This window comes from Bacteroides mediterraneensis (assembly GCF_025993685.1).
Classification (GTDB): domain Bacteria; phylum Bacteroidota; class Bacteroidia; order Bacteroidales; family Bacteroidaceae; genus Phocaeicola; species Phocaeicola mediterraneensis_A.
This window is the reverse complement of sequence record NZ_DAJPEN010000001.1, coordinates 2,802,189-2,825,777: the sequence shown is the minus strand read 5'-3', so window position 1 is coordinate 2,825,777 and position 23,589 is coordinate 2,802,189. Positions and strand designations below refer to the sequence as shown.

General features: G+C 46.7%; 22 protein-coding genes and 1 pseudogene. All 23 read right to left on the bottom strand.

Annotated elements, in window-relative coordinates:
- Positions 1 to 74: 74 nt before the first annotated feature.
- Positions 75 to 878, bottom strand: coding sequence for a twin-arginine translocase subunit TatC (tatC, locus tag OIM59_RS12105; RefSeq protein ID WP_303896944.1), 804 nt, complete (start codon positions 876 to 878; stop codon positions 75 to 77).
- Positions 871 to 1,074 (bottom strand): twin-arginine translocase TatA/TatE family subunit, encoded by a 204-nt coding sequence (locus OIM59_RS12100; RefSeq protein WP_303896941.1) that lies wholly within the window; start codon positions 1,072 to 1,074, stop codon positions 871 to 873. Before OIM59_RS12100 ends, tatC begins: the two co-directional genes overlap by 8 nt.
- 28 nt (positions 1,075 to 1,102) lie before the next feature.
- The gene (locus tag OIM59_RS12095; protein ID WP_303898228.1) at positions 1,103 to 1,582 is read right to left on the bottom strand and encodes a flavodoxin; all 480 of its coding nucleotides are present in this window, start codon (positions 1,580 to 1,582) and stop codon (positions 1,103 to 1,105) included.
- Positions 1,583 to 1,679: 97 nt separating this feature from the next.
- Positions 1,680 to 2,771 carry a cyclophilin-like fold protein gene (locus OIM59_RS12090; protein ID WP_303896939.1) on the bottom strand — a complete coding sequence of 364 codons (1,092 nt, stop codon included), beginning with the start codon at positions 2,769 to 2,771 and terminating at the stop codon, positions 1,680 to 1,682.
- Between the two features lie 10 nt (positions 2,772 to 2,781).
- Positions 2,782 to 3,474: a flavodoxin gene (locus tag OIM59_RS12085; RefSeq protein WP_303896937.1), complete on the bottom strand. Its 693-nt coding sequence runs from the start codon at positions 3,472 to 3,474 to the stop codon at positions 2,782 to 2,784.
- Positions 3,475 to 3,624: 150 nt separating this feature from the next.
- On the bottom strand, positions 3,625 to 4,149 hold the full coding sequence (locus OIM59_RS12080) for an AraC family transcriptional regulator (protein ID WP_303896935.1): 525 nt from the start codon (positions 4,147 to 4,149) through the stop codon (positions 3,625 to 3,627).
- A gap of 13 nt (positions 4,150 to 4,162) precedes the next feature.
- Entirely contained in the window at positions 4,163 to 5,179 is a 1,017-nt protein-coding gene (locus tag OIM59_RS12075) for a DUF6282 family protein (RefSeq protein ID WP_303896933.1), read from the bottom strand.
- Positions 5,169 to 5,798: a flavodoxin gene (locus OIM59_RS12070; protein WP_303896931.1), complete on the bottom strand. Its 630-nt coding sequence runs from the start codon at positions 5,796 to 5,798 to the stop codon at positions 5,169 to 5,171. Before OIM59_RS12070 ends, OIM59_RS12075 begins: the two co-directional genes overlap by 11 nt.
- Before the next feature lie 106 nt (positions 5,799 to 5,904).
- Positions 5,905 to 6,721 (bottom strand): annotated as a pseudogene (locus OIM59_RS12065) (carboxymuconolactone decarboxylase family protein).
- An 8-nt stretch (positions 6,722 to 6,729) separates the two neighbouring features.
- Entirely contained in the window at positions 6,730 to 7,713 is a 984-nt protein-coding gene (locus OIM59_RS12060) for an alpha/beta hydrolase (protein WP_303898225.1), read from the bottom strand.
- Positions 7,714 to 7,814: 101 nt separating this feature from the next.
- Entirely contained in the window at positions 7,815 to 8,582 is a 768-nt protein-coding gene (locus tag OIM59_RS12055; RefSeq protein WP_303896928.1) for an NADPH-dependent oxidoreductase, read from the bottom strand.
- Between the two features lie 28 nt (positions 8,583 to 8,610).
- Positions 8,611 to 9,576 carry an MBL fold metallo-hydrolase gene (locus tag OIM59_RS12050; RefSeq protein WP_303896926.1) on the bottom strand — a complete coding sequence of 322 codons (966 nt, stop codon included), beginning with the start codon at positions 9,574 to 9,576 and terminating at the stop codon, positions 8,611 to 8,613.
- The gene (locus tag OIM59_RS12045) at positions 9,576 to 10,370 is read right to left on the bottom strand and encodes a glucose 1-dehydrogenase (RefSeq protein WP_303896925.1); all 795 of its coding nucleotides are present in this window, start codon (positions 10,368 to 10,370) and stop codon (positions 9,576 to 9,578) included. The genes OIM59_RS12050 and OIM59_RS12045 overlap by 1 nt, the downstream gene beginning before the upstream one ends.
- A 131-nt stretch (positions 10,371 to 10,501) precedes the next feature.
- The gene (locus OIM59_RS12040; protein ID WP_303896923.1) at positions 10,502 to 11,479 is read right to left on the bottom strand and encodes an alpha/beta hydrolase; all 978 of its coding nucleotides are present in this window, start codon (positions 11,477 to 11,479) and stop codon (positions 10,502 to 10,504) included.
- 88 nt (positions 11,480 to 11,567) lie between these two features.
- The gene (locus OIM59_RS12035) at positions 11,568 to 12,248 is read right to left on the bottom strand and encodes a RibD family protein (RefSeq protein WP_303896921.1); all 681 of its coding nucleotides are present in this window, start codon (positions 12,246 to 12,248) and stop codon (positions 11,568 to 11,570) included.
- Positions 12,249 to 12,272: 24 nt separating this feature from the next.
- Positions 12,273 to 13,427 carry an aldo/keto reductase gene (locus OIM59_RS12030; RefSeq protein ID WP_303896919.1) on the bottom strand — a complete coding sequence of 385 codons (1,155 nt, stop codon included), beginning with the start codon at positions 13,425 to 13,427 and terminating at the stop codon, positions 12,273 to 12,275.
- Complete coding sequence (locus OIM59_RS12025; RefSeq protein WP_303896917.1) at positions 13,420 to 13,992, bottom strand: DapH/DapD/GlmU-related protein; 573 nt, start codon at positions 13,990 to 13,992, stop codon at positions 13,420 to 13,422. Before OIM59_RS12025 ends, OIM59_RS12030 begins: the two co-directional genes overlap by 8 nt.
- 102 nt (positions 13,993 to 14,094) lie before the next feature.
- A complete protein-coding gene (locus tag OIM59_RS12020; RefSeq protein WP_303896915.1) occupies positions 14,095 to 14,616 on the bottom strand; it encodes a DapH/DapD/GlmU-related protein in 522 nt (173 codons plus the stop codon).
- A gap of 4 nt (positions 14,617 to 14,620) precedes the next feature.
- Entirely contained in the window at positions 14,621 to 15,169 is a 549-nt protein-coding gene (locus tag OIM59_RS12015) for a flavodoxin (protein WP_303896913.1), read from the bottom strand.
- A 1-nt stretch (position 15,170) separates the two neighbouring features.
- Complete coding sequence (locus OIM59_RS12010; protein ID WP_303896911.1) at positions 15,171 to 16,001, bottom strand: carboxymuconolactone decarboxylase family protein; 831 nt, start codon at positions 15,999 to 16,001, stop codon at positions 15,171 to 15,173.
- A 120-nt stretch (positions 16,002 to 16,121) separates the two neighbouring features.
- Entirely contained in the window at positions 16,122 to 16,931 is an 810-nt protein-coding gene (locus OIM59_RS12005) for an AraC family transcriptional regulator (RefSeq protein WP_303896909.1), read from the bottom strand.
- A gap of 125 nt (positions 16,932 to 17,056) precedes the next feature.
- Entirely contained in the window at positions 17,057 to 23,059 is a 6,003-nt protein-coding gene (locus OIM59_RS12000; RefSeq protein WP_303896907.1) for an N-6 DNA methylase, read from the bottom strand.
- Positions 23,049 to 23,498: a DUF1896 family protein gene (locus OIM59_RS11995; protein ID WP_303896905.1), complete on the bottom strand. Its 450-nt coding sequence runs from the start codon at positions 23,496 to 23,498 to the stop codon at positions 23,049 to 23,051. The genes OIM59_RS12000 and OIM59_RS11995 overlap by 11 nt, the downstream gene beginning before the upstream one ends.
- Positions 23,499 to 23,589 lie beyond the last annotated feature (91 nt).

Genomic DNA, 23,589 nt, shown 5'->3' with positions numbered 1-23,589 from the left:
GATGTCGTTCATGTATAAAAATAGCTATTACACCACCCAATACTGTCGTTAATATTAAATATCCAAGCAGAATCTTATATTGTAATAGTAATTTCATTTTTACACGTTGTTGCTATTTTTACTATATAAATACTTATCTCATACAAAATCCACATTGGCAGGGAGACAAGCAATAGAGTGAAAATGTCGGAAGTCGGTGTAATAATAGCTGCAATAATTAGAATGATTATGACAGCATGTTTACGATAACGACGCATAAAATCCGCTGAAAGGAATCCTAGTTTGGCAAACAGCCATGACAGGACCGGCATCTCGAAAACAATTCCCATCGCCAGCGACATAATTACAAGTGTCGATATATAGGATTGTAATGTTATCATATTTTCGACCTCTCCGCTTACTTGGTAAGTTCCTAAAAAGCGGAATGTCAGTGGAAAAACCATATAATAACTGAGTAGTACTCCCAAAATAAACATCGAATAGCCGCTACCTACAACCCGTGTCGCATATTTACGTTCATTGGTATATAAGGCAGGAGAAACGAATCTAAATAATTGATAAAGAATATAGGGAGAAGCGCATAATACTCCTGCATACATTGCAGTTTTCATATGTATGATAAACTGTTCTGCCAATCCAGTATTGATGAGCCTTATGGAAAAATCAGCAACATAAGAATCTGTTACCATTCCATTTATGACATCAAACAATCGGTAGGTTATGAATCCGGAATCTTTTGGAGCAAGAACGACAGCGAACAGTTGTTCCTTAAAAAAGAAAGCCAAAACTCCAAATATAACGGTTACGGCGACGATTCTGATTATCGCCGCACGTAACACATCAAGGTGATCCCAAAACGATTGCTTGTCATTATCCATTATTATTTCTTTTTTCCGTGTTAGCAGAAACCTGTTCCGACCCATTTACATCTTTCTCGATATTATTCATTCCGTCTTTGAATGAACGTACACCTTTCCCAAGACCCTTCATCAGTTCCGGTATTTTCTTGCCTCCGAAAAATAACAGAACGACCAAGACTATTAGAATAATCTCCTGTGTTCCTATTCCAAACATAAATAATTGTATTTTAAGATTAAAGATTTTATTTGATACTTTCTATCCAAACACGAAGTCCGTCTTTGTCAGTCCTGTTCAAGAGTTTTCCTTCTTTCCAATCCAATTCAGGATAAGTTCTTTTAAGTATCTTTACACTATTGGTTATACTGCTGCCTCCGGAAGTCGCGAATGGTATCAGCATCTTACCTTTCAGCGCATGGCTTTCTATAAATGTATTGATGATACGTGGCGACAAATTCCACCAAATCGGATAACCGAGAAAAATTATATCATACTTCTGAATATTGTCCATTTTGCTTTTCAAAGCAGGACGAGATTGTGGATTATTCATTTCCACAGAACTGCGTGATTTTTTATCATTCCAGTCAAGGTCAGCATTTGTATAACTCTTTGATGGAACAATCTTATATAATTCGCCATTTGTAATTTCTGCAATATTTTTAGCAACATTTTCTGTCGTACCTGTTACTGAAAAATACGCAACCAAAATTTTAGATGTTTTCATATTAACTTCCTTATTCTTTTGTGCTTGAACAGTCCAAGTAGAACATGCTATAAAAAATGCAACCAGTGATAATATAACTCGATTATTCATACTACTATTATTGGTTATTTTCAAATATAAAATTCATACGGTTGTCCAATTCGTTGAACGCACTTAAATCAGAAGTTATCTGTCCTATTGGAATAACACGCATAGTCAGTTGTCCCATGTCCGGATCTTCTGCCTGCCCATAAAAAATAGCAATTGTATTGTTAGACGGGCAATAAGTAATATCGCCATTCTTAAATTCTAATTGTCCCTCTTCTGTATTGGTCGGACGTGAGGGCATAGAGCCATAAAACTCTCGCTGTCCATATCTTCCAAGTGTTACTTCAAGAGGAAACATGCTGCGTATTTCTTTGGCAAGTGGAGTATCTCTCCATGTGGCTGAAAACAGGTGACCGCCAGCCTTAACCGTAACATTTCCATCGACAGACATATCCCAGTCAATCCCTAAACCTGTCAACCATTGCTGGACTTCAGATTCAGCATTAGGTACGTCAGATGCTTCTACTGCAAATCCGTCCAAAACCTTCGCTCCGGCAGCGGCTTCAGCTACAGAACGGAATGTACCGGCTGCACCATAGCCGTCATGCGTACAAAATGGTATTACCGTTTTCCCTTCAAAATTATAATCTGAAAGGAAAGAAGCTACAGGTCTGGGAATGTCCATAGCCCAATTGGGATAGCCGATAAAAATAATATCGTATTGTTCTTCCATGTCCTCTATTTCATCGTCAAGTTCCGGTAAAGCACCGGCAGACTGTTCCCTGTGATTTTGATCACGTACCTCATTAAAATCCGTTGGATAAACTGAAGATGTACGGATAAGATGAATGTCGCCTTTTGTAACGGATTGAATATATCGGGCTACCTGTTCTGTAGTTCCTACTCGTTCACCATTGTTTATGATAATACTTGCTCCTGTAGAAGCGTCCACATTATCAGGATAATTTGTATTACCCCAGCGACTGAAGTATGCAATCAGAGTTTTCCCGTTTCCTGGAGTTTCAGGTTCTTGATTATTATTGTCTTCATTGCTACCCGAATCATTGGGATTTTCGGTTTGAAGTTCATTTTCATCTTTACTGCAACCTGCAAAAGTGAAAGCTGGCAATAGTAACATGCATAGTATAAACAATTTTTTCATATAAATCACTTTATCGTTTTACATATCCGATGGATTCCAGCCATTCCGTAATCATTGAATGACAGTTTGAAGTTTGAGAAGAACGTATCCAGAGGCTCGGTGAAAGGAAATTGCCGTCAGGGATAAGCCTTTTAGCATCTGATTCCACTCCGCTAATTCCACTACTTGCACTTGACACTACTAACCCAATATTCTTTCCGGCCATATCACGGCCATAATGGAACAAAAAAGTCTGTAACGGTGCTGCCATATTGCTCCACCAAAGAGGTGCACCTATGAAAATCGTACTGTATTCATCAAAGTTCACTTCCACAGGGTCAATGGCAGGATAGGAAGATGCCTCGTTAGGATTTTCGCGTATGTCTGCAATCAAAGCACTGCCAATCGCATAATTATCTGCAGCGTAATCAACACCCTTCTCTGCCGGTTCCACCCTTATAATATCCGCATCAATTTGTGACTGCAAGTCGGTCATGATGGTATGGGTATTGTTTGTAAAACTGTAATAGACTATCAAGGTCTTTCCTGCCAAAGACGGATTATCTGGATCTTGAGTTCCTTCATTATCATCACCATCTTCATTATTGTCCCCATCACTCGGATTTTCAGTTTGCGGGTCATCTGGGACTGGATTATCTTCGTCACAAGAAGTAAATCCCAATGTCAGTCCTGCTATCAGCAGGAAATAAAAAATTTTCTTCATATCTCTATTCCTTTTAATGTTATATGTTTATCAGTCAAATTTTGCTTGTAGCAACATTACTTTCAAATTAGAACTACAATGCAAAAATAGGAAGGAAAGGAAATAAACACTTTGTTTACAAGTTCAGTTTACTTTGCTGGAAAGTTCATATTAAAATTTCTTCCAAATAATTTTATCTGTAGTTTGCGGCTTCAGTAAATCATAGATGTTCAGTCGGTATGTTTTGACAAAATCAAAAAGAATGGCAGCATATCGTTTGTTAATATTCAGTAATGAATATGCCCCCTCCAAACGTTTTAACTGTAATATCCTGCCTGAAATTTCTTCTCTGCTTTTTATATATGGAATCAATGACTGAAAAAGACTTTCTATTTCTGGACGTAAAGGAAGCAGATGCATTGCAGATAATGCGTCCAAATTTGTATCAAGGCTGTTTTCATCAAAAGTATGATAAAATTCGCATAAAAACGGCAACGGCAATTCAAGAAATGACATTAAACACGTATCATCCATATCCTTTTCGTAGTAAAGTTGCAAATGGCTGTCACGACCGACAAAAGCAGTATTCCCCGATTTTATGACAAGCGATTCGCCGCATTGATTTCGCAAGAAAAGTTCTCCTTTGTATATATGAACCAGTGTATGATTAAGAAAAAGGTGGCGGGCATAATTCATTTTACATTCAGTCTTAATAGGTCAATCCTAAAAGTTTACATGGATTGTCTTTTACTAATAACTCTATTTGTTTTTTCGAAAGTCCATTGAAATGCAAAGTTTTGATACACCCTCGCATTCCTTCTATGGGATGCGGCATTCCCGGTTGTCCCAAATCCGTATTTACGAAACTGCGTTCAGGATTGATCCGGGCAAAATCAGCAAAGGTTTCATCGCTCATACGGGAAAAGTCAGGAAATCCGGTTCCAGGTCCCCACAAATTGGTTATATAGCTGTATTCAATCCATGCACCCAATTCAATACATTGTTTTATCTGGTCATAGGTCATTCTCCAAATACCTGAATTGGCATGTGTTACGACAAACTTTCTTAATCCGACATCTTTTGCTTTTCTTGCCATAACAATACTTTCTTCGGGAGACGAATGCCCGGTTGCGAAAATAATATCCACTTCTGCACAAATCTCCATGACACGTACTACCTCTGGCAACACCTTGCCGTTATCATCCAGCACAGGAATTCCCTCTCTTTTATTATGGTAACGCAAATTTTGATAGACGGCATCTTGTGTAGGCATCCATATGCATCGGCATAAATTCCCAGTTGTTCTGACTGCCTTTTGTGCGGCAAATACATTGACCTTATCGCCATGTACTCTGTTCATGCAAAGACTGCCGAATACTTCAAAACCGGGTAACATTTCCCTAATGATATATGCACGGTCGTGGCAGCTGAAATCATTTGATTTGAAAAGCAGAGCCTTGTATCCTGCATTTTTTGCATCTTGTGTAAATTCCAGTTCATTTTTCAAACGTGCTTTTGAATCGGGTGCAGCGTGCAAATGAATATCACAAATTCCTTTTAACATATCATCAGAATATACCAGTTCACTTTCGTTGTTACATGATGACATAAATTCTCTCATACCTTTCCCGTTTATTGGCAAAATACCTGACAGAAACATTGCACTTCCCGCCATCATGGATTTACGGATAAAGTCTCTCCGGGATAAATCTTGCCTATTTTTCATTTGTTTTATGTAAATTTATAAGACCTATTTCCTGCAACCATGCAATTACTCTCTCTCTTGCAGTGTCATATGTACCACGACGGAGCTGTATGCCTTCTAGAACCTCCGATTGCGGACATAACGAACGGATAAGGCGGTAACTTTCTTCGGCAGAGCTTGTTCCACTTGTGCAGAACGGTATTACAGTTTTCCCTGAAAGATTATAATCTGTAAGGTATGTACGAACGGGAGGTGCAGCTGTTCCAACCCAAATCGGATAGCCGACGAAAATCATATCATACGAATCAATGCTGTCAATCTGCGTAACCAGCGGAGGACAATACCCGGCAGCTATTTCTTCACGGGCTTGTTCCAAAAGCGTATCATAGTCATCAGTGTACGGTTCTTCTGTCTGAAGTTCTACCATGTCGCTTTCTACCGCATCATGTATATAACCAGCTATTGTCCGGGTATTTCCCGTATGGGAAAAGTAAACAATTAACGCTTTTCTGTCTTCTGTAGGAACGGCAGACTCTTCCGAGTTTGAATTGTCCGGTAAATCTGTTTTTACTTCATCTGCCGAACACCCCGAAACTGTTAACATTATCAAAGTCAGCAGCCATAAAATCTTTGTTTTCATCTAATAGTCTTTTGATTTGTTATACAATCGCAAAAGTAAAAGTAAAGCCTTGCAACCTATTTGCTGCAAGGCTCAAACTATTTTGTTTACAAGCTCTGTAAAATATTCATTTCAGTGTATCGTATTGTTCATCCGTTACCGGTTCGAGCCATTCATTAGATGTATTTTCTCCTTCAATCTCGAATGCGAGATGTGCAAACCAACTGTCTGCCGCAGCCCCGTGCCAATGCTTCACGTTTGCGGGTATGTGTATTACCGTGCCAGGGAATATTTCCACTGCTGGTTTGCCTTCTTCCTGATACCAGCCACGCCCAGCAACGCCTATAAGCATCTGTCCTCCGCCTTTCGTCGCCTTGTGAATATGCCAGTTATTACGACACCCCGGTTCAAAGGTAACGTTGGAAATTTTCACCTGCTCCGTAGAAATGGGGGCAAGGTAACTGTTGCCGATAAAATACTTTGCGTATACAGTGTTAGGTTCTCCTATCGGAAAAATCATTTCTTTTTGGAAATCAGCTTTGGCATCCTGCAACACTGTATCTTCTGACCAGACATCCTTTGCCAGACGAAATGCCGCCCATGCTTTCGGCCAACCTGCATAAAAGCCTATCAGGGTAAGTATCTCAGCAATTTCCATACGCGTAATTCCGTTATTTTTTTGCTGATTGAAGGTGATAGGTCAATGAACTGTCAGTAATTCCCTGACTGATTAGCGATGTAATTGTTATCAAACTGCGGTCACGCAACCCGAGTTTGTCCGTGCGGCTCCATACTTCACCAAAAAGGACATCATCGTTGAGCTCCGCAAATTTAGGAGCAAAATTTCCCAATTGGTCACGCCCTGCTGTCTGTACTATTTTTTCCTGTACCATAACATTGAATGTTACAATACAGGATAATAGAGTTAAAATAATCTTACTCATATTGTTTTTCATTCATCAATTTCATTCAGGTATTTCACAAAAAAATTATTTATCTTGTTAAATGGTATTACATTTTCATTGTCGTAAAGGTCTGTATGATTCGCTCCCGGTATAATCAGAATTTCCTTGTTTTCACCTTTCAATCTTTTAAAGGCATCTTCGCTGAAATAACGGGAATGTGCCTGTTCACCATGAACAAGCAACACAGCACTACGGATTTCTTCAATATAGGAAAGTATAGGCATATTGATAAACGCCAAAGTTGCTGTCTTGTTTATTCCGTCATTTGAATTGGGAGAACGACGGTGGTAACCTCTTTCAGTCTTGTAATAATCATGATATTGTTTCACAAATAGCGGTGCGTCTTCTGGAACCGGATTAACTACTCCGCCGTCACGTTCATAGTTTCCGGCAAGGTAATCTTTTGTCCTCTGTTCACTGAGTCTCTTACGTAATTCATACCTGTCATTTACAGTCATCTTGTCAAAATATCCGTTAGCATTTACTCTACTCATATCATACATGGTTGATGTTACGGTAGCCTTTATGCGCGGATCGTTTGCAGCCGCATTCAAAGCGAAACCGCCCCAGCCACAGATACCAAGAATGCCGATACGCTGTGCATCTACATCCTTACGGACGGAAAGATAATCCACCGCCGCACTGAAATCCTCCGTGCTGATTTCTGGGGAAGTCAGATTACGGGGTGTCCCACCGCTCTCTCCATAATAGGAAGGATCGAAAGCAATGGTCAGAAAACCGTATTCAGCCAAAGTCTGTGCATAACGGCCTGATACTTGTTCCTTTACTGCACCGTATGGGCCACTCACCGCAATGGCGGCCAGCCTCCCTTGTGCATTTTTGGGTTTGTATAAATCAGCGGCAAGGGCAATACCGTAACGATTGTGAAAAGTCACTTTCGTGTGTTCCACTTTATCACTCTTTGGAAATATTTTGTCCCATTCTTGAGTTAATTCCAATTTTTCTTCCATAATGTTTTTCGTATTAAGTTGATTTTCTTGTGCCGTAAGACCACCCGTTACACAGAAGCAGGCGAATAAGGCAGTGCCGATTGATTTCATTGCATTTTTTTTCATATTTCTCCCTCTTTTTTACAGATTGATATAAAGCCTTGTCTTTCCAAAGCCTTGGCTACTCCCCGATAATGGAACGGATGCAGGTAAAAGTCCGCAGCCAAATCCGACCAGTTGCCTACGCGGTTGTTCCAAGGACGCTCCAGCAAATATTTGGCGTATGCTTTATCATACGCATCCAACTTGTCCTTGAGGTCTGGATTGTATTTTTCCTCAAAGTAAACAGCCTCTTTCGGCAGACGTGGTTTCAATCCGGGGTCGTTTGCCGGATAGCCGACACATAGACCCAGCATCGGGAACACATACTTCGGCAGTTGCAATTCACGGATAACCTCTTGCGCATTCTTGCGCACATCACCGATAGGTACGGTACCCAATCCCAACGATTCAGCAGCGACTGTCGCCGCTTCAAGTGCAATGCCCGTTTCATGCGCCCCAACAATCACCGTGTCAATGTCCTGCATCACCTCGTCGAGCGTCTGTCCCTTTTCCTTACAGGCAATGTCTACACGGTTATAATCGGCACAGAATATCAGGAACACGGGAGCTTCCGCAATGTGCGGCTGGTCGCCGCACAGGTGTGAAAAGAACTTTCTCCGTTGTGTATCCTTTATGGCAATGACCGAAACAAGTTGCAGGTTTACCCAATTAGGAGCGGCCTGCACCGCTCGTATGATGCTGTTCAAATCCTCTTCACTGACTGCCTTGTCCGTATAGGAACGGATGCTGCGGTGCTTCACCATACAATCTATTATGTTATTGATCATAACTATCCCTTTTTAATTGTTTTTATTATCAGTAAGGTATTGCTATCCGTAACGGTTGCCAAACAAATACCTTTCCTTTACGTATGGCGTAACCGAATCCCGGCCACGGTAGATGGTAAGCAAAAAACATCGATTTAGTTTCTGCCATCTTTCCCAATATCTCCTTTCTCGTTTTTATCGCCATCTTATAATCCGTATCGCTATTGTATATCCAGTCCGGATGTTCAAAGGAAATAATCTCCGAATGGACTATGTCAGCTATATGAAATAGTTCTTCATTGCCGGAATAAATCTTAACAATGGAATGTCCCGGCGTATGCCCCGGTGCAACAAGCATTTGTAAACATCCCAGCAAAGTATCTCCATCGTTATACATTCGTAAACGGTTTTTGGCTGCATTTATATTCCTTCTTGCCACTTGTACAAGCATCTGCATATGTGTCTTATCTGTCATGGTACTTTTTGAGAAATCCGGTATATCTGCCAACCAGAAAATGCACTCTTCCTTAGAAATCCACACATCAGCGTTAGGATAAAGCAGTTCCCCGCTTCTCTTATCTGTCAGTCCACCTATATGGTCTGGATGCGCATGAGTGAGTACCACATCCGTCACGTCTTTCGGCGATAAGCCTGCATACGCAAGGTTTTCACCTAAATGCCCGCTGTCATTTCCAAATATACCACCGGCACCAGTGTCTATCAATATCCGTTTGTCCCCCCATTCCAGCAACAAGACATTCATTGCCAAATCTACTTCAACAGGTGAAGAGAAATGATTCTCCAATGTCTTTGCTACTTTCGTTGAATCAATGCGCTGTGCAAATTCTGCCTGTACCGGATTCACAGGCAAGTGCCCATCGGTAATAACCGTGAGTTTAATCTCACCTACAGTCATGGTGTATAATCCAATATGCCCATGTCCGATAGAATTTTGAGCAAATGTGCAAAACCAGACTCCGGGTATGCAAATAAAAATCAAAAATAATCTCTTCATCACTCCTGCTCAATATTATCATTTGATATGCCGACGGTCTGTCCACCGTCTATTACAAGAGCATGACCCACCATAAAGCCTGCCCCTTCAGAACACAACCAAAGTACGGTAGAAACCACTTCCTCCACCTTTCCCAAACGTCCGATAGGCTCTTGTGCAATCATGGCTTTATAACCTTCAGGTGTGCCACCGGAAAAGCGGCGTATCATTTCAGTGTCAATTACCCCCGGACAAACGGCATTGATACGGATACCTTGTGCGGCATAGTCCAAAGCCGCAGATTTGGTAAGCCCAACCACACCGTACTTGGCAGACACATACGTGGAGCCTCCACGGAAACCTGCCACGCCCGAAGTAGAGGATGTATTGACAATAGCACCACCACCGTTTTCAAGCATCAAAGGAATTTCATACTTCATAGATTTGAATACTCCGAGCAGGTCTATGCTGTTCAGTTTCTCAAATTCTGCTTCCTCAATTTCATGTAGGGGTTGAATTTTATATTCTATACCTGCATTGTTAAATGCGATGTCGAGCTTTCCGAATGTTTCAACCGTTTTGGTAAGGGCATTTTTGATGTCCTCTGACTTGGTTACATCCACAGGTACTGCCAATACCTTACCTCCGACTTCCTCCACCAGACGGGCAGTTTCTTGATTTGCTCTTTCAGACAAGTCTGTTACGACTACATTTGCTCCCTCGCGAGCAAATCCTATTGCGACTCCGCGACCCAAGCCACCACCGGCTCCCGTAATGAAGGCCACTTTCCCTTCAAATCTGTTTGTTCTATCCATATAACTATCTTTTTATGTTTCTTAATCATGGTGCAAAGTTAAAGTAAAAGCCCTCCGGCATAATTGCTGTGAGGCTCAATGTCTTTTGTTCTGAAGTTCAGAAATAAAATACCCGTCATTAAAACGAGATGTTATTTCTTTTCAAGGGTCTTTTTGAGGAAATCTTCTATTCTATCGAATGGAATGACATTAAGGTTATCGTAAAAATCTACGTGATTCGCTCCCGGAATAATCATTAGTTCCTTATTGTCAGTGGTCAGTCGTTTGTAGGCATCTTCGCTGAAGTAGCGGGAATGAGCTTTCTCTCCGTGAATCATCAGCACGGCACTACGGATCTCTCCAACATAGGTGAGCAGCGGCATATTTATGAATGAAAGCACGCTGGTCTTGGAGATTCCCTTGTTGGAGTTGGGAGAACGATGATGATAACCGCGCTTTGTCTTGTAATAGTCATGGTAATCCTTGACGAATTGCGGCGCATCTTCGGGAACGGGGTCAATCACGCCGCCGTCGAGCTCATTCTTACCTGTTCGGTATGCTTTTGTGCGAAAGTCGTTCAGTTGTCGGCGTAGCTCGTAACGAGCATCTGAATTGTCGTTGGCATCGAAATATCCGTTGGCATTCACCCTGCTCATATCGTACATGGTGGATGTTACTGTCGCTTTAATTCGAGGGTCATTGGCTGCCGCATTGAGAGCAAATCCGCCCCAACCACAGATACCTAGTATGCCAATGCGCTCCAAATCGACATCTTCACGGGAGGTCAGATAATCGACTGCCGCACTGAAATCCTCCGTGCTGATTTCGGGCGATGTGAGATAACGGGGAGTGCCGCCGCTCTCGCCGTAATAAGAAGGGTCGAACGCGATGGTCAGAAAACCACGCTCTGCAAGAGTCTGGGCATAACGACCCGACACCTGCTCTTTTGTTGCTCCGTATGGACCGCTTACAGCAATAGCCGCCAGATGTCCTTGCACATTTTTAGGTTTGTAAAGGTCTGCGGCAAGCGTGATGCCGTAACGGTTGTGGAACGTGATTTTCGTGTGTTCCACCTTATCACTCTGCGGGAAGGTCTTGTCCCACTCCTGTGTTAATTCCAAAGTGTTCATATCTGTTGATTTTGTTGTTTCCTATGCCATGACATCCATAAAAGTCAGGAATGTCATTATGGCGATAGCTTGCAATTTCATAGACACATTATTTTAATTTATAACGAAGCCAAACAATATCAGTTTCCCATTGCTCCACGCTCTCCAATTTCAATTTGTAGGGGTTACTGCCACGGTCAGTTATGCCATCGAACATGGCAGTCTGCCCTGTACGCCCGTCAATGCCGGGTGCGATCATGACGCTTGCCTCGTTCACCAATCCGGCTTCAAGGAAACCGCCGCAGATATGACCTCCGCCAACAATGACAAGACGTTTCACGCCAAATTCATCATGGAGGATTTCCATCGCCCTCGGCATATCTATGTGTGTATTGCCTGTTGCAATCCATGAAATACCCATATTGTCAAGCGTATCAACATACTGCTGCGTGGCATCCTCGCTGATGATGCACAATACAGGACACCCTTCCGCCTCGTTTGATTTCCAATGCATCTTACCGTGCGTATCTACTACGATGGTATATTCGTTTGCTTTTTGTGCTACATGGAATGATTCCTTCCTTACCGAGGTTCCGGTATAAGTTGAACTGTCTTCTGTATTTACGGCCGGGCACTCCAGTTCCGCGGTCACTCGTCCTGACAGTTTGGAACACGCTCCCAAACGTTCAAGCGCAATATAATACTCGTCTGTACTGAGTTGTCCTACTACCGGGCAGTCGATACGACCGTCTATGGTAGTCATCATGTGGGTAATAATATACGGTTTCATTTATCTGTCTATTTTAATGTCATATTAAAGTCCTACTTGTTTCTGCTGTTCGGCATTATAACGGTCGCCGACTATCGGAATGGCTGCCACACGCTGTTCCAACTCTTTCCATTCACTTTCAGAGAGTGTAAAATCAAGTGTACGGAGATTTTCTTCCAAATGAGAGAGTTTTGTTGTTCCGGGAATGGGTACAATCCACGGGGCTTTCTGCAACAGCCATCCAAGTGCCACCTGTGCAGAGGTCATGCCCCGTGTGCGACCGAAGTCTTGTAGTACATTCACGATACGGTAGTTCGCACGCATGGCTTCAGGCTGGAAGCGTGGCAGGGTCTGACGGTTGTCGTTGTTCGGATCAAAAACGGTGTATTCGTTGATGCAACCACCCAAGAAACCTCGATTGATAGGGCTGTACGGCACAAAGCCGATGCCCAGTTCACGGCAGACATCCAACACTCCGTTTTCCTCCACCAAGCGGTGCATCAGGTGGTATTCGCTCTGTATGGCGGTCAGCGGTTGCACAGCATGAGCATTACGGATGGTCTCCGGGCTGACTTCGCACAATCCCCATCGCTGCACCTTACCTTCCTTAATCAAATCGCCGATGCACTGCGCTACCTCTTCGATCGGCGTATTGCGGTCGAAACGATGCTGGTAGAACATAGGTATAGAGTCAATGCGAAGACGACGGAGCGATTCCTCGCAATAACGGCGAATGGTTTCCGGACGGCTGTCCTGACGCCCCGTTCCCTTACCGTTAACGACTTCATGCCCGAACTTAGTGGTAACATTAACATGGTTTTTATAGGGAGCAAGGACTTCTCCCGCAAATTCCTCGTTGTTCAGAGGACCGTAAATAATGGCGGTGTCAAACAAGGTTACGCCCCGGTCAACCGCTTCCGCGATAACACGCTGGCGAGTTTTCTTGTCGGGATACTGGCTGCGGTTGTAGGTCATGCCCATTACACCGAATCCGAGAGCAGAAACCTCGAATGCAGCTGAGCCTGTACCAAGTGTGCGGTACTGCATATCCTTGTTTCTCGTCGAAGATGCGGATGTTCCACCAAGAACGGCATTTGCCGCCTGTACCTTGTTGATGGCAGGTTGTATGGTCAACGCTGCTCCTAATGCTGCGGCGGTTTTCAGAAAACCACGGCGACTGATTTCTTTATTATTATTCATGATTTATCTCGATTTTTTTGATTGTTCTTGCAGGATTTCCGGCTACTATCGTCATGGGTGGCACATCGTGCGTCACCACGCTCTGCGCTCCGACAATGCTTCCGTAGCCAATTTTCACTCCGGGAAGGATGGTCGAATTTATACCAATCCAAACTTTGTCTTCAATTACAATGGGACGACCGTAAGTAGCACTGCGGTTGTCGGGATTCACGTCGTGATTGATAGTGATGAGATTGCATTTCGGACCGATAAAAACATCATCACCGATTATGACTCCTCCACGCCCGAAAAAGGTGCAGCACTGCTGTATGAAGCATCTTTTGCCTATGGTTACGGGTTTGCCGTAATCAACGTAAAAAGGAGGAAGCACGGTTGTGCTTTCATCAAGCGGTTTGCCGAGGATACGCTTCATATACTCATGCACTTCAGCAGGTGTTTTGTAACCGGTGTTCATTTCGGTCGCAGTTTTCATGGTGTCAAAAATGTCCGTAATCAGTTCGTCATATCCTTGATCATTGGGTGACACCATTTCTCCGTTCAGGTCTCTTTCAAAAATATTGTTCATATCATTGTTTTTTTATTCTTATGCAAAGGTAAAAAGAGAGCCTCGCAACGGCTTTGCTGCGAGGCTCAAATCATTTTGTCATGAAGTTCAATTTGTAAAATATCATATTTTGCGAATCAACTTTGCCGGATTTCCTGCCACAATCGTATTCGGCTCGACATCGTGCGTCACCACGCTACCAGCTCCGACCACAGCATTCTCCCCGATAGTGACACCCGGAAGAATAGTCGCACCGGCTCCAATCCATACCTGACGGCAAATGTGAACCGGTTTGCAGGTAATAACATTGCGTTGTTCCAAATCGTGATTGTTGGATATGAGTTGCACGTTGGCGGCAATCATCACTTCATCGTCTATCGTGATTCCTCCGGCTGACATCATCAGGCAGCCGGGCATGACAATGACATTACGCCCGAATTTCACGTTGGCGGTTCGGACACCGAAAAACGGTATCTCAACACGGCAGTTTTCTCCAAGATGAGGAAAAACCTTGTGCAACAAATCTTGATACTCATCTGTATCCGGCATTGTATGGTTAAGCCGGAAAATATCTTGCCGCAGTTCTTTTGCTGCGGCAAGTTCCTGTTCTGTCTGGTTCAGACAGTCAATTCTAATCTCTTCCATGCGGTTATTCGATTACTTGTTTTGCCCATACTCCAGCCTGTTTTGCACCTCCGTTCAATAGTTTGCCGTCTTTCCATACAGTTTTAGGATAGAGCTTTTTGAACTGCTTTACACTGTTTGTTATCGAACTGCCACCGGAAGTGGCAAATGGAATGACCGTCTTGCCCGAAAAATCATACTTTTCAAGGAATGTATTGACCGGACGGGGACACAAGTTCCACCAGATAGGGTAGCCGAGGAATACCATATCGTAATCTTTCAGGTCGATGATCTCTCCACCCAAAGCCGGACGCGACTTTTCGTCTGCCATTTCCACCGAACTGCGGCTCTTTTTGTTCTGCCAGTCGAGGTCTGCCGAGGTATAGGCTTCAGCCGGAGTAATCTTATAGAGTTTACCGCCGGATTCATTAGCAATGGCTTCCGCCACTTTTTCAGTAGTTCCGGTACAGGAGAAATATGCCACAAGGATTTTCTTGTTTCCTTCTGCCGTCTGCGCACTCAATGAGTTGCCCAAAGTGAATAATCCCATGATAATTAATGCTAATAACTTCATATTATTTCAATTTTGAATATTCGTTGTCATTTACCGGTCCAAGCCATTCGTTGGATGCCTTTTCACCGGGAATCTCAATGGCAAGATGTGAAAACCAACTGTCGGGTGCGGCTCCATGCCAGTGTTTCACCCCTGCGGGAATATATACCGAATCTCCGGGACGAAGTTCAATGGGTTCTTTGCCCCATTCCTGATAGTAGCCGCGGCCACCAACGCATACGAGCGTCTGACCGCCGCCTTTGGTCGCCTTGTGAATGTGCCAGTTGTTGCGGCAACCCGGCTCAAAGGTAACATTCACCACGGGTACACCATCAGTCACGACAGGAGCCACATAACTTTGCCCTATGAAATACTTGGCATACGCATCGTTGGTTTTGCCCACCGGGAAAATAATGGTTTGTGCATACGCTTCGAGCGAGGTGGCAGCGGTACTGTCTGTTGTGTCCATCCAAACTTCCTTTGCCATGCGGAATGCTGCCCATGCCTTGGGCCAACCGGCATAAAATGCGGCATGGGTCAGGATTTCGGCAATTTCGGTTTTGGTCACGCCGTTTTTCTTCGCCGATTCAAGGTGATACTTGAACGAAGAATCTGTCAATCCCTGCGACATGAGGGCGACAACGGTAACAATGGAACGGTCGCGGAGCGAGAACAGGTCGTTGCGGCTCCATACCTCCCCGAAAAGAACATCGTCGTTTAGGCGTGCAAACTCCGGTGCGAACTCTCCGAGAGTATCGCGTCCGGTGGTCTGCTTGATTTTAACTTGTGATTTTGCCATAATTGGGAACATTAAAACTGATAATAGAATCAATGAAATTACTTTTGTTTTCATATTACGCTTTTTTAATTTGACATTGATAAGACATTTTCAATCATCGAATGCAAAGGTACAAATTGAGCCTTACAACGATTTTGCTGCAAGGCTCAATTTGTTTTGTTTTGAAGTTCAATACTACATGGATGGGGCAACCCCATATGCCTCTTTGTATATTTTAGAGAAATGCGACAGATTCTTGAAACCCACGTCGAAACAGGCTTCCGTCACTTTCTTTCCTGATTTTATCAAATCATGGGCTGCTTCAAGACGACGTTTGATAATCCATTTTTGAGGTGTCAAATCGCTTACCTTTGCGAAATCTCTTTTGAAAGTAGCCAGACTACGCCCCGTGTAACTTGCAATCTCGTTCATAGAAAGGTCGCACATATAGTTTTCGTTCAGATAGTCCAAAATGTCAATCTTCCACGGTTCCACGAAGTCGAACAGCGAAGCATACAGGTTGATGTCGGTATTGAGCAATACATACACTCCTTCAATCATTTTCAGTTTCAGTACATCTTCCGATGGCTTTTCTCCTGCATCGAAATAGGGGATAACCGACTCAAACAGGGAACGGAGGTCAGGTCTGTTACTCGATAACACACGCAAACTCACCTTCTCGCGCTTGGAATCAGAGGGAATCTGCTGCCGATTAAGTGTCTGGTAAAATTCCTTTAAGAAAGGTCGTGAGAATTTCAACACAACAGAGCGGTAAGGATTTCCCTCTTCTACTTTTTTCTGCAACCACATACGGTTGTCGCGTCGCATGAAAGCACACTCTCCCGGATGAAGAACGGTTTTCTTTCCCCGCTCTTCTATTTCCAGTTCACCGGAAATCAGATAAATCAGCGTGTGCTCCCTGTTCTCGTGGGCACAACCACGATCGTCAGTGAAATAACTTGCTATGAGTATGTTCGAGCAATCAAATACATCTAATTGTTCCATATTGTCTGTATTTTAATTTAATTGCAAAGGTAGCATCTTTTATTCATAAATTATTTGTTGTAAGGCTCAAATTTATGTATTAAAATAAAAGGCAGGGATGATAAATCACACACCTGCCTTTAACATTAAATCTTTATTCCTTTGCTGTGGGTTTTAGATTCGTTCAGTATTACCGGTTTTACGATATGGATATGATTCCGAATAAAGTCTTCTGGTAGGTGTTCTCTATCATTTTTAACACCTATGTTTTCTTTTTCGCCATTATCCTCTTGCTTTTGTCCGTTTTCGGACGTGAGAGGAGCCAGTTCCAGCTGTATCTTGCGGTCAAGGGCGGCAAGCTCGGACTTCAGCTGTTTCAGCTCGTCCTCCTTCTTCCACATCTTGCCCGCTATCTCCTGCAACTGCGGTATCTCACGCTCCAACACCTCGTTCTTCGCCTTGTACTGGTCGATGATGGAGGGGATGCGCTCCAATGCGTTGAGGAAATTGCGGGCGGCAGCCAGCGGGTCAGCCATCGCCAGATGCCCGTTGTTGTAGGTGTACTTGTAGTTCCCTTCGACCACGAAACGGTTGTCGGTGAACTCCAGTCCCTCTTTGAGCATCCTTTCGCTGACTACCTTGACGGGGAAACCGTACAGATCCCCAATCGATTTGTACAGTCCGCCCGTAGTGGCGTTCTTGGCTATCTCCTGCAAACGCTTCCCGATAACCTTCTCGTCGGTGGAGTCCACGCCGTCCACCCTGACCGCATTCAGCCGGTTGCCATCCTTGTCTGTCCGGGCAGCAGCAAGGAACCTATTCCAGTCCTCTGTCATGGCTTCAATGGCCGCCGTGTTCCCGTTCAGTTCCTTGGTCTTGGTCTCCAGCTTGAGCTCCGACTCGCGCTTGCCCTTGCTGAAGGACTTGCGTTCACCCTCCAGCGAGGCAATCTTCTTCTCCAGCTTCGCCTTGTCCAGCAGGTCGGTGTTTCCCGAGAGTATCGCCATGTATTCCGAAAAATTCATGCCCGACTTCTCGTCCATCGCTCCCTCGTCTATGGTTCTCGCGCCCATCGCGCCGCTCTTCAGCTGACTGATGAATGTCTGCTTGCAGTGCAGCAGGTTGAACTTGTACGAGTCCAGCGATTTTTCCACCGCATAGATGATGACATCCACCCGGTTGTCGGCGTACAGCTTCGCTATCTCGTTGCCCTTTCTCACCGCCCGTCCGTCACGCTGGGCAAGGTCGGACGGACGCCACGGCGTGTCCAGATGGTGGATGGCCACCGCCCTGCGCTGGGCGTTTACGCCCGTGCCGAGCATCGAGGTCGAGCCGAACAGCACGCGCACATATCCCTCGTTCATCGCTTCAATCACCGCTTTCCTTGACTTCTCGCTCTTGCATTCCTGTATGAAGCGTATTTCTTGTGCCGGTATGCCGTGGTCTTCCACCAGCTTGCGCTTTATCTCGGTATATACGCTCCATTGTCCCGACTGGTACGTCCCCAGGTCCGAAAACACGAACTGCGTTCCTTTCTGTGCATCATACCTGCGGTAGTATTCCGCTATCACCCTTGCGCAGTGGCTCGCTTTGTTGTCCGGGTGGTCTTCATACGCCGAGTCTATCATGCGCATGTCCAGTGCCATCTTCCTTGCGTAGTCCGTGGCGATGAGCATCTTCGCCTTTTCCTCCGTTTCCGACAGCTTTCCGCGTCCCAGCAGCGTGGCGTCGCCCGTCTTGGCAAATTCCATCAGCCGTTTGATGAAATGTTCCTGGTCGGGCGTGGGAGGTATGTTGTGCAGTATCTCGTTCTTGTGCGGACGATCCACGCCCACATCCTCTGCCGTGCGGTAGTCCGTTATCTCGTTGTAGAACGCCGCCAGCTCCGGTACCTTGATGAAGTAGCGGAAGCGCTCCTTCTGCACGATGTTGTTCGTCACATTGAACTCGAAATCCGTCGTCTTCTTGGCAAAGATTGCCGCCCATGCGTCAAAGCATCGGATGTCCTGTCTTTCCAGCTCCTTCGGACGCAGGTATTTGAAAAGCAGGTACAGCTCCGTAAGCGAGTTGCTGATGGTCGTGCCCGACAGGAACGTCGCCCCCAGGTCCTTTCCCGTCCGTTCCTGGATGGTGCGGATGGCAAACAGCAGGTTCAGTGCCTTCTGGCTGCCTTCCGAGTTTCCCAGACCCGCCACGCGGTCATGCCTTGTGTTGAACGTCAGGTTCTTGAACTGGTGCGACTCGTCCACAAAGATATGGTCGATACCCATCTGCCTGAAGTCCACCACATCGTCCGTCCTCGACTTTATAGCATGTTCCACCTTCTCCAGCTTGGCCTGCAGGTTGAACTTGCGTTTCTCCAGTCCCTTCAGCATCGCACGCGACACGTCCTTGCCCTGCGAGCGCAGCACTTCCAGATTTTCCTCTACCGTATCCAGCTCCGCCTGCAATATCCGCTGCTGCAGCTCCGGCGACTGCGGTATCTTCCCGAACTGGTCGTGGCTCATGATGATGCAGTCCCAGTCGTTGTTCCGTATGTCGTTGAAGAAGCGCACCCTGCCGGATGCGGCAAAATCCTTTTCCGAGGCATACAGCACTCTTGCGTTGGGATATGCCGTGCGGTAGCATTCGGCTATCTCCCTTACATTTGCCTTCAGCCCGATAATCATCGGCTTGTGCACCAGCCCCAGACGCTTCATCTCATGCGCTGCCACGCACATGATCAGCGTCTTGCCGGTTCCCACCTCGTGGTCGGCTATTCCTCCGCCGTTCTGTTTCAGCATCCAGATGCAGTCCTTCTGGCTGGGGTACAGGTCTGTGATTCCCAGTCCTTTCAGGTTCAGTTCCGGAAATTTCTGGTGCGAACCGTCATATTTCGGTCGCACGAAGCAGTTGAACTTGTTGTTGTACATGTCCGTCAGCCGTTTCTTGAACTCCGGCGACTGCTCTTCCAGCCATTCCGTAAATCCGTTTCTGATTTCGTCAATCTTCGCGTTCGCCAGCTGTATGCCCTCGCTATCCCGCACCTTTATGTCGTTCCCGTTCTCGTCCTCGCCGACCTTCTTCATCATGTCGGGGCAGGTGTTGTGCAGGGCGTGTTTCAGCAGGTGCATCCCGTCATAGTGGCGGTAGTACCCCTTTACCAGAAACTCGTCGGTGATTTTCATCGTCCTGTGGCCGCACGCCACCGAATACTCGTCAAGGCTCTCCGAGTAGCTTATCCGCACGTCCGTGTCAAACAGACGGCTCATGTAGGCGGCATACACGCCCGTGGGTATCCATCGTTCCCCGAAGTTGAAGTCCAGTTCCTCAAACGGAATCTGTTCCGGCATGGCTTCTTTCAGTGCTTCCAGCGACTCCCTTGCCTGCGGCAGCATCCCGTGCTCCCCGTGTCCGCTTATCCATTCCTCCACATCGGCGGCCTTCTGTACCACGTTTCCGGCTATGAAGCGGTCGGCTATCTCGTAGCCCTCTGCCAGTGGGTTGTAGAACACCCGTCCTTTCAGTGCCTCCAGCATGTCCGCCTGCGGCATGTCGCAGATGGATTCCATGTAGGGCAGGTTTACTCCGCCATACAGGTTCAGCGAGGCGGACAGGGCTTCCTCCGGCGATTCCGCGGCGACTGCCGTTTCCTGCGAAAAGGAAACGGGGCGGTCGAATATGTCCGCCTTCACCATCGTGCCGCTCTCGCTGCGTTCCAGTGCCAGCATGTTGCGCCCGGAGGCATCCATCATCAGCAGCTTCACGTTCTGCTTGGCGTTCAGGCAACCGTACCGCATCGCGAACTCGTCATAGTAGGTGTTCAGGTGGCGGCGCAGCATTTCGTTCTCTTCGTGCTTCTCCGCTTCGTAGGCATAGAGCCGCTCATAGGTGTTGCGCAGGTCTATGTATAGCTGTGCCTTCTGTGCCTGCATCCCGTCCATGTCCAGCGGCTGGAATGTGGCGCCGTAGCGGGTGACATCCTTCAGCACACCCACCTGGAACCGTACGCCTGCCGTGTATTCCCATGCCAGCGAGCCGTCCTTCAGGTGCGGCTCCAGTATGCCCTTGAACGGGCGCGGCATCATTTCCTCCTCCCGTTTGCGCTGCCGCTCTTCCGGTGTCAGGGCGGCTTCCTCCCTGCGCATGGCTTCTTCCACCTCCGCAATCCGGCGCTTTCTTTCCGCCTCGAATCCGTTTTCCACCGGATAGACTACCGTAGCAGTCGTATCCTGTGTTTCCGCCGTTTTCCCCGCATCGGCTTTTTCTCTTTTCGCCTCCGTTGTTCCGGTCGCTTGTCTGGCGGTGTTGGCTTCCATCTTCGTCTTTCCCAGCCGGCGCAGCTCCGCACGTCGTTCCGGTGTAAGGTCCATCATCATTTCATAGAATCCGTTGATGGGCGGGTTCGTTTCCCAGTCCAGACTGCGGTACACTTCATCTTCCGGGTCATAGGATTCTTCCGTTGCGGTGCCGGGCCCCGTCTTTTCCGTTGTCGGGACAGCCGCTTCCGTTTCGGCAGCCGTCGGCGCATCCGTTCCGCCGCGTATGATTTCGTCCATTTCGCGTGCCTCTTCCGGGGTGATGCCGGCAACCGCTTCCGCATTTCCCTTGTCCGTTGTCCTTTCCGTATCCTCCGCTGGCAGGGAGAACAGTGTCGGCTGCACGGGTTTCTTCCCTTTGTACTTTCCGACTTTCTTCCTGTCCGGTTTCAGGCCCTGTTCAGCCATCCGTCTTTCCTCCTGCGTATAGCCGAACAGGTCATACAGGTCCATTACCGTTCCTCCCGTCTGTCTGCTTTGCGTTTCCTGTGACATGCCGGTCATCACTTGCGCTTTCGGCTGCACACTGTTTTCTTCCCGTTTTGTCCCGTCCGCTACACCCGCATCCGGCAATCCGCTTTCTCTTTTCGCCTCCTCCAGCTCTCTCGCAACCGAAGCGGAGTTTTCTCTTTTCACCTCAATACCCTCAGTCTGTACAGCAATGTTCTGCCGCACATCCTCTCTTTCATGCCCCATGCCGTTGTAGCGTTCCATGTCCAGCCGTGCCGACAGGTCTTCCGACAGCATCCTGTACAGGTCCATAGCAATACCCTCCACACCTCCGCTGTGCGTATATACCATCGCCGGTTTTCCGTACGGGTCGGTACCCCTCTTCGCATCGGTATGTATGATACGTTCCGTGTGGTAGGCGAAATAGGCGTTGTCCGTCAGTCCGCCGTTATGTTCCGTCTGTATGATGGTCAGCACCCGTTCCTCCTGTATCAGTCCCTTCTTTTGCAGGTTTTTTTGCAGGATGATCAGGTCGCTGCCGGCTTCCGTGCCTGCATTGTCGGTAAACAGGTTGTTGGGCAGTCGTATTGCCGATACCAGATTCGCCTTGCTGAACATCTCGTTCCTGACGGAAACCCTCGAACTGTTCAACACCCCCTGCGAGGTGACGAACGCCACGATGCCGCCGTCACGCACAGCATCCAGACCTTTCAGAAAGAAATAGTCATGGATGGCTTTCTGTGCCGAACGTCTGCCGAATGAACCGCTGCGGCTGAACTCCGCATCGAACACTCCAAAATCCCCGAAAGGGATATTGGAGATGGCAAGGTCAAAATGGTTCAGAAACGGCTTTTCTATTTTCTCGAAACCCTCCGTGCGTATCTTCTGCTGCGGGTACAAGCAGCCCAGCAACTTGCCCGTCAGCAGGTCTTTCTCAAATGCCATCACCTCCGCCTGCGGATTGTTCGATAATACCGGGCTGATGAACGCGCCCATACCCGCCGACGGCTCCAGCACCAGCCTTGGGCGTACCTTGCGGTCGTGCAGCACGTCCGCTATGGTGTCCGCAATGGCCTGCGGCGTATAGAATGCCGTCAGCACCGATGCCTTCAGCGAGTCCACATACCGCCTGTACTCCGTTTCGTCCCGGCTGTTCTCCCGTATCAGACGGTGCAGCTCCACCGTCGGGGCAAACAGTTCGAGGTCTGATTTCGCCCAGTGTACGGCATCCGTCAGTTCCCTGGCGGGATTCAGTATGCACTTCAGTCCCCCGAAGCCGCAGTACCTCTCCAGCAGCGCCCGTTCCCGTGCGGTGGGCGTGCGCTGTTCCTTCTCCAGTGTGAATGCCGTCCGTATCGCCTCGATGTTTTCCCTGAGCTTCTGCTTCTTGTTAAACGCCATAAGTCTCCAGATAAAGCATTATCGCACCCGTCAGCTCCGTATAGAGCAGGTCATGTTCGGGCGACAGGGCGAATGTGTCGTCCGTTGTGGGATAGCCGGCAAACAGGTTTTTCAGGTGCGGGAATATCTCCCGGCAGAACGCCTCGCGTTCCTGTTCCTGCACCTCTTCGGAAAACTCGTTTTCCACCACCTCAAGCAGCAGTGCGTAGGGGGAGAAGTGCAACCCTTCGAGCAGGACGCGCATGGCTTCCTCTTGTGCGGCTTCCACCGTACTTCCCGCCGTCCTTTCCTTCTCGAATGTTTCAGAGGCGGCTTCCTCCCTTCCTGTAATGAATGGGGTGTCTGATACTTTGTCCGGATGATATTTTCTCAGATAGTCCAGCAGATACAGCCCGTAGTAGGACAGCTCCGCCGGAGCGGTTTTCTTGTTCTGTTTCATTTTATGATGGATTTAGTGGATAAATGATTATGGAAATGAAAAGGAAAAAGGCACCCGGTATCCCTCCGGGTGCCACCACTAAATCCATGTA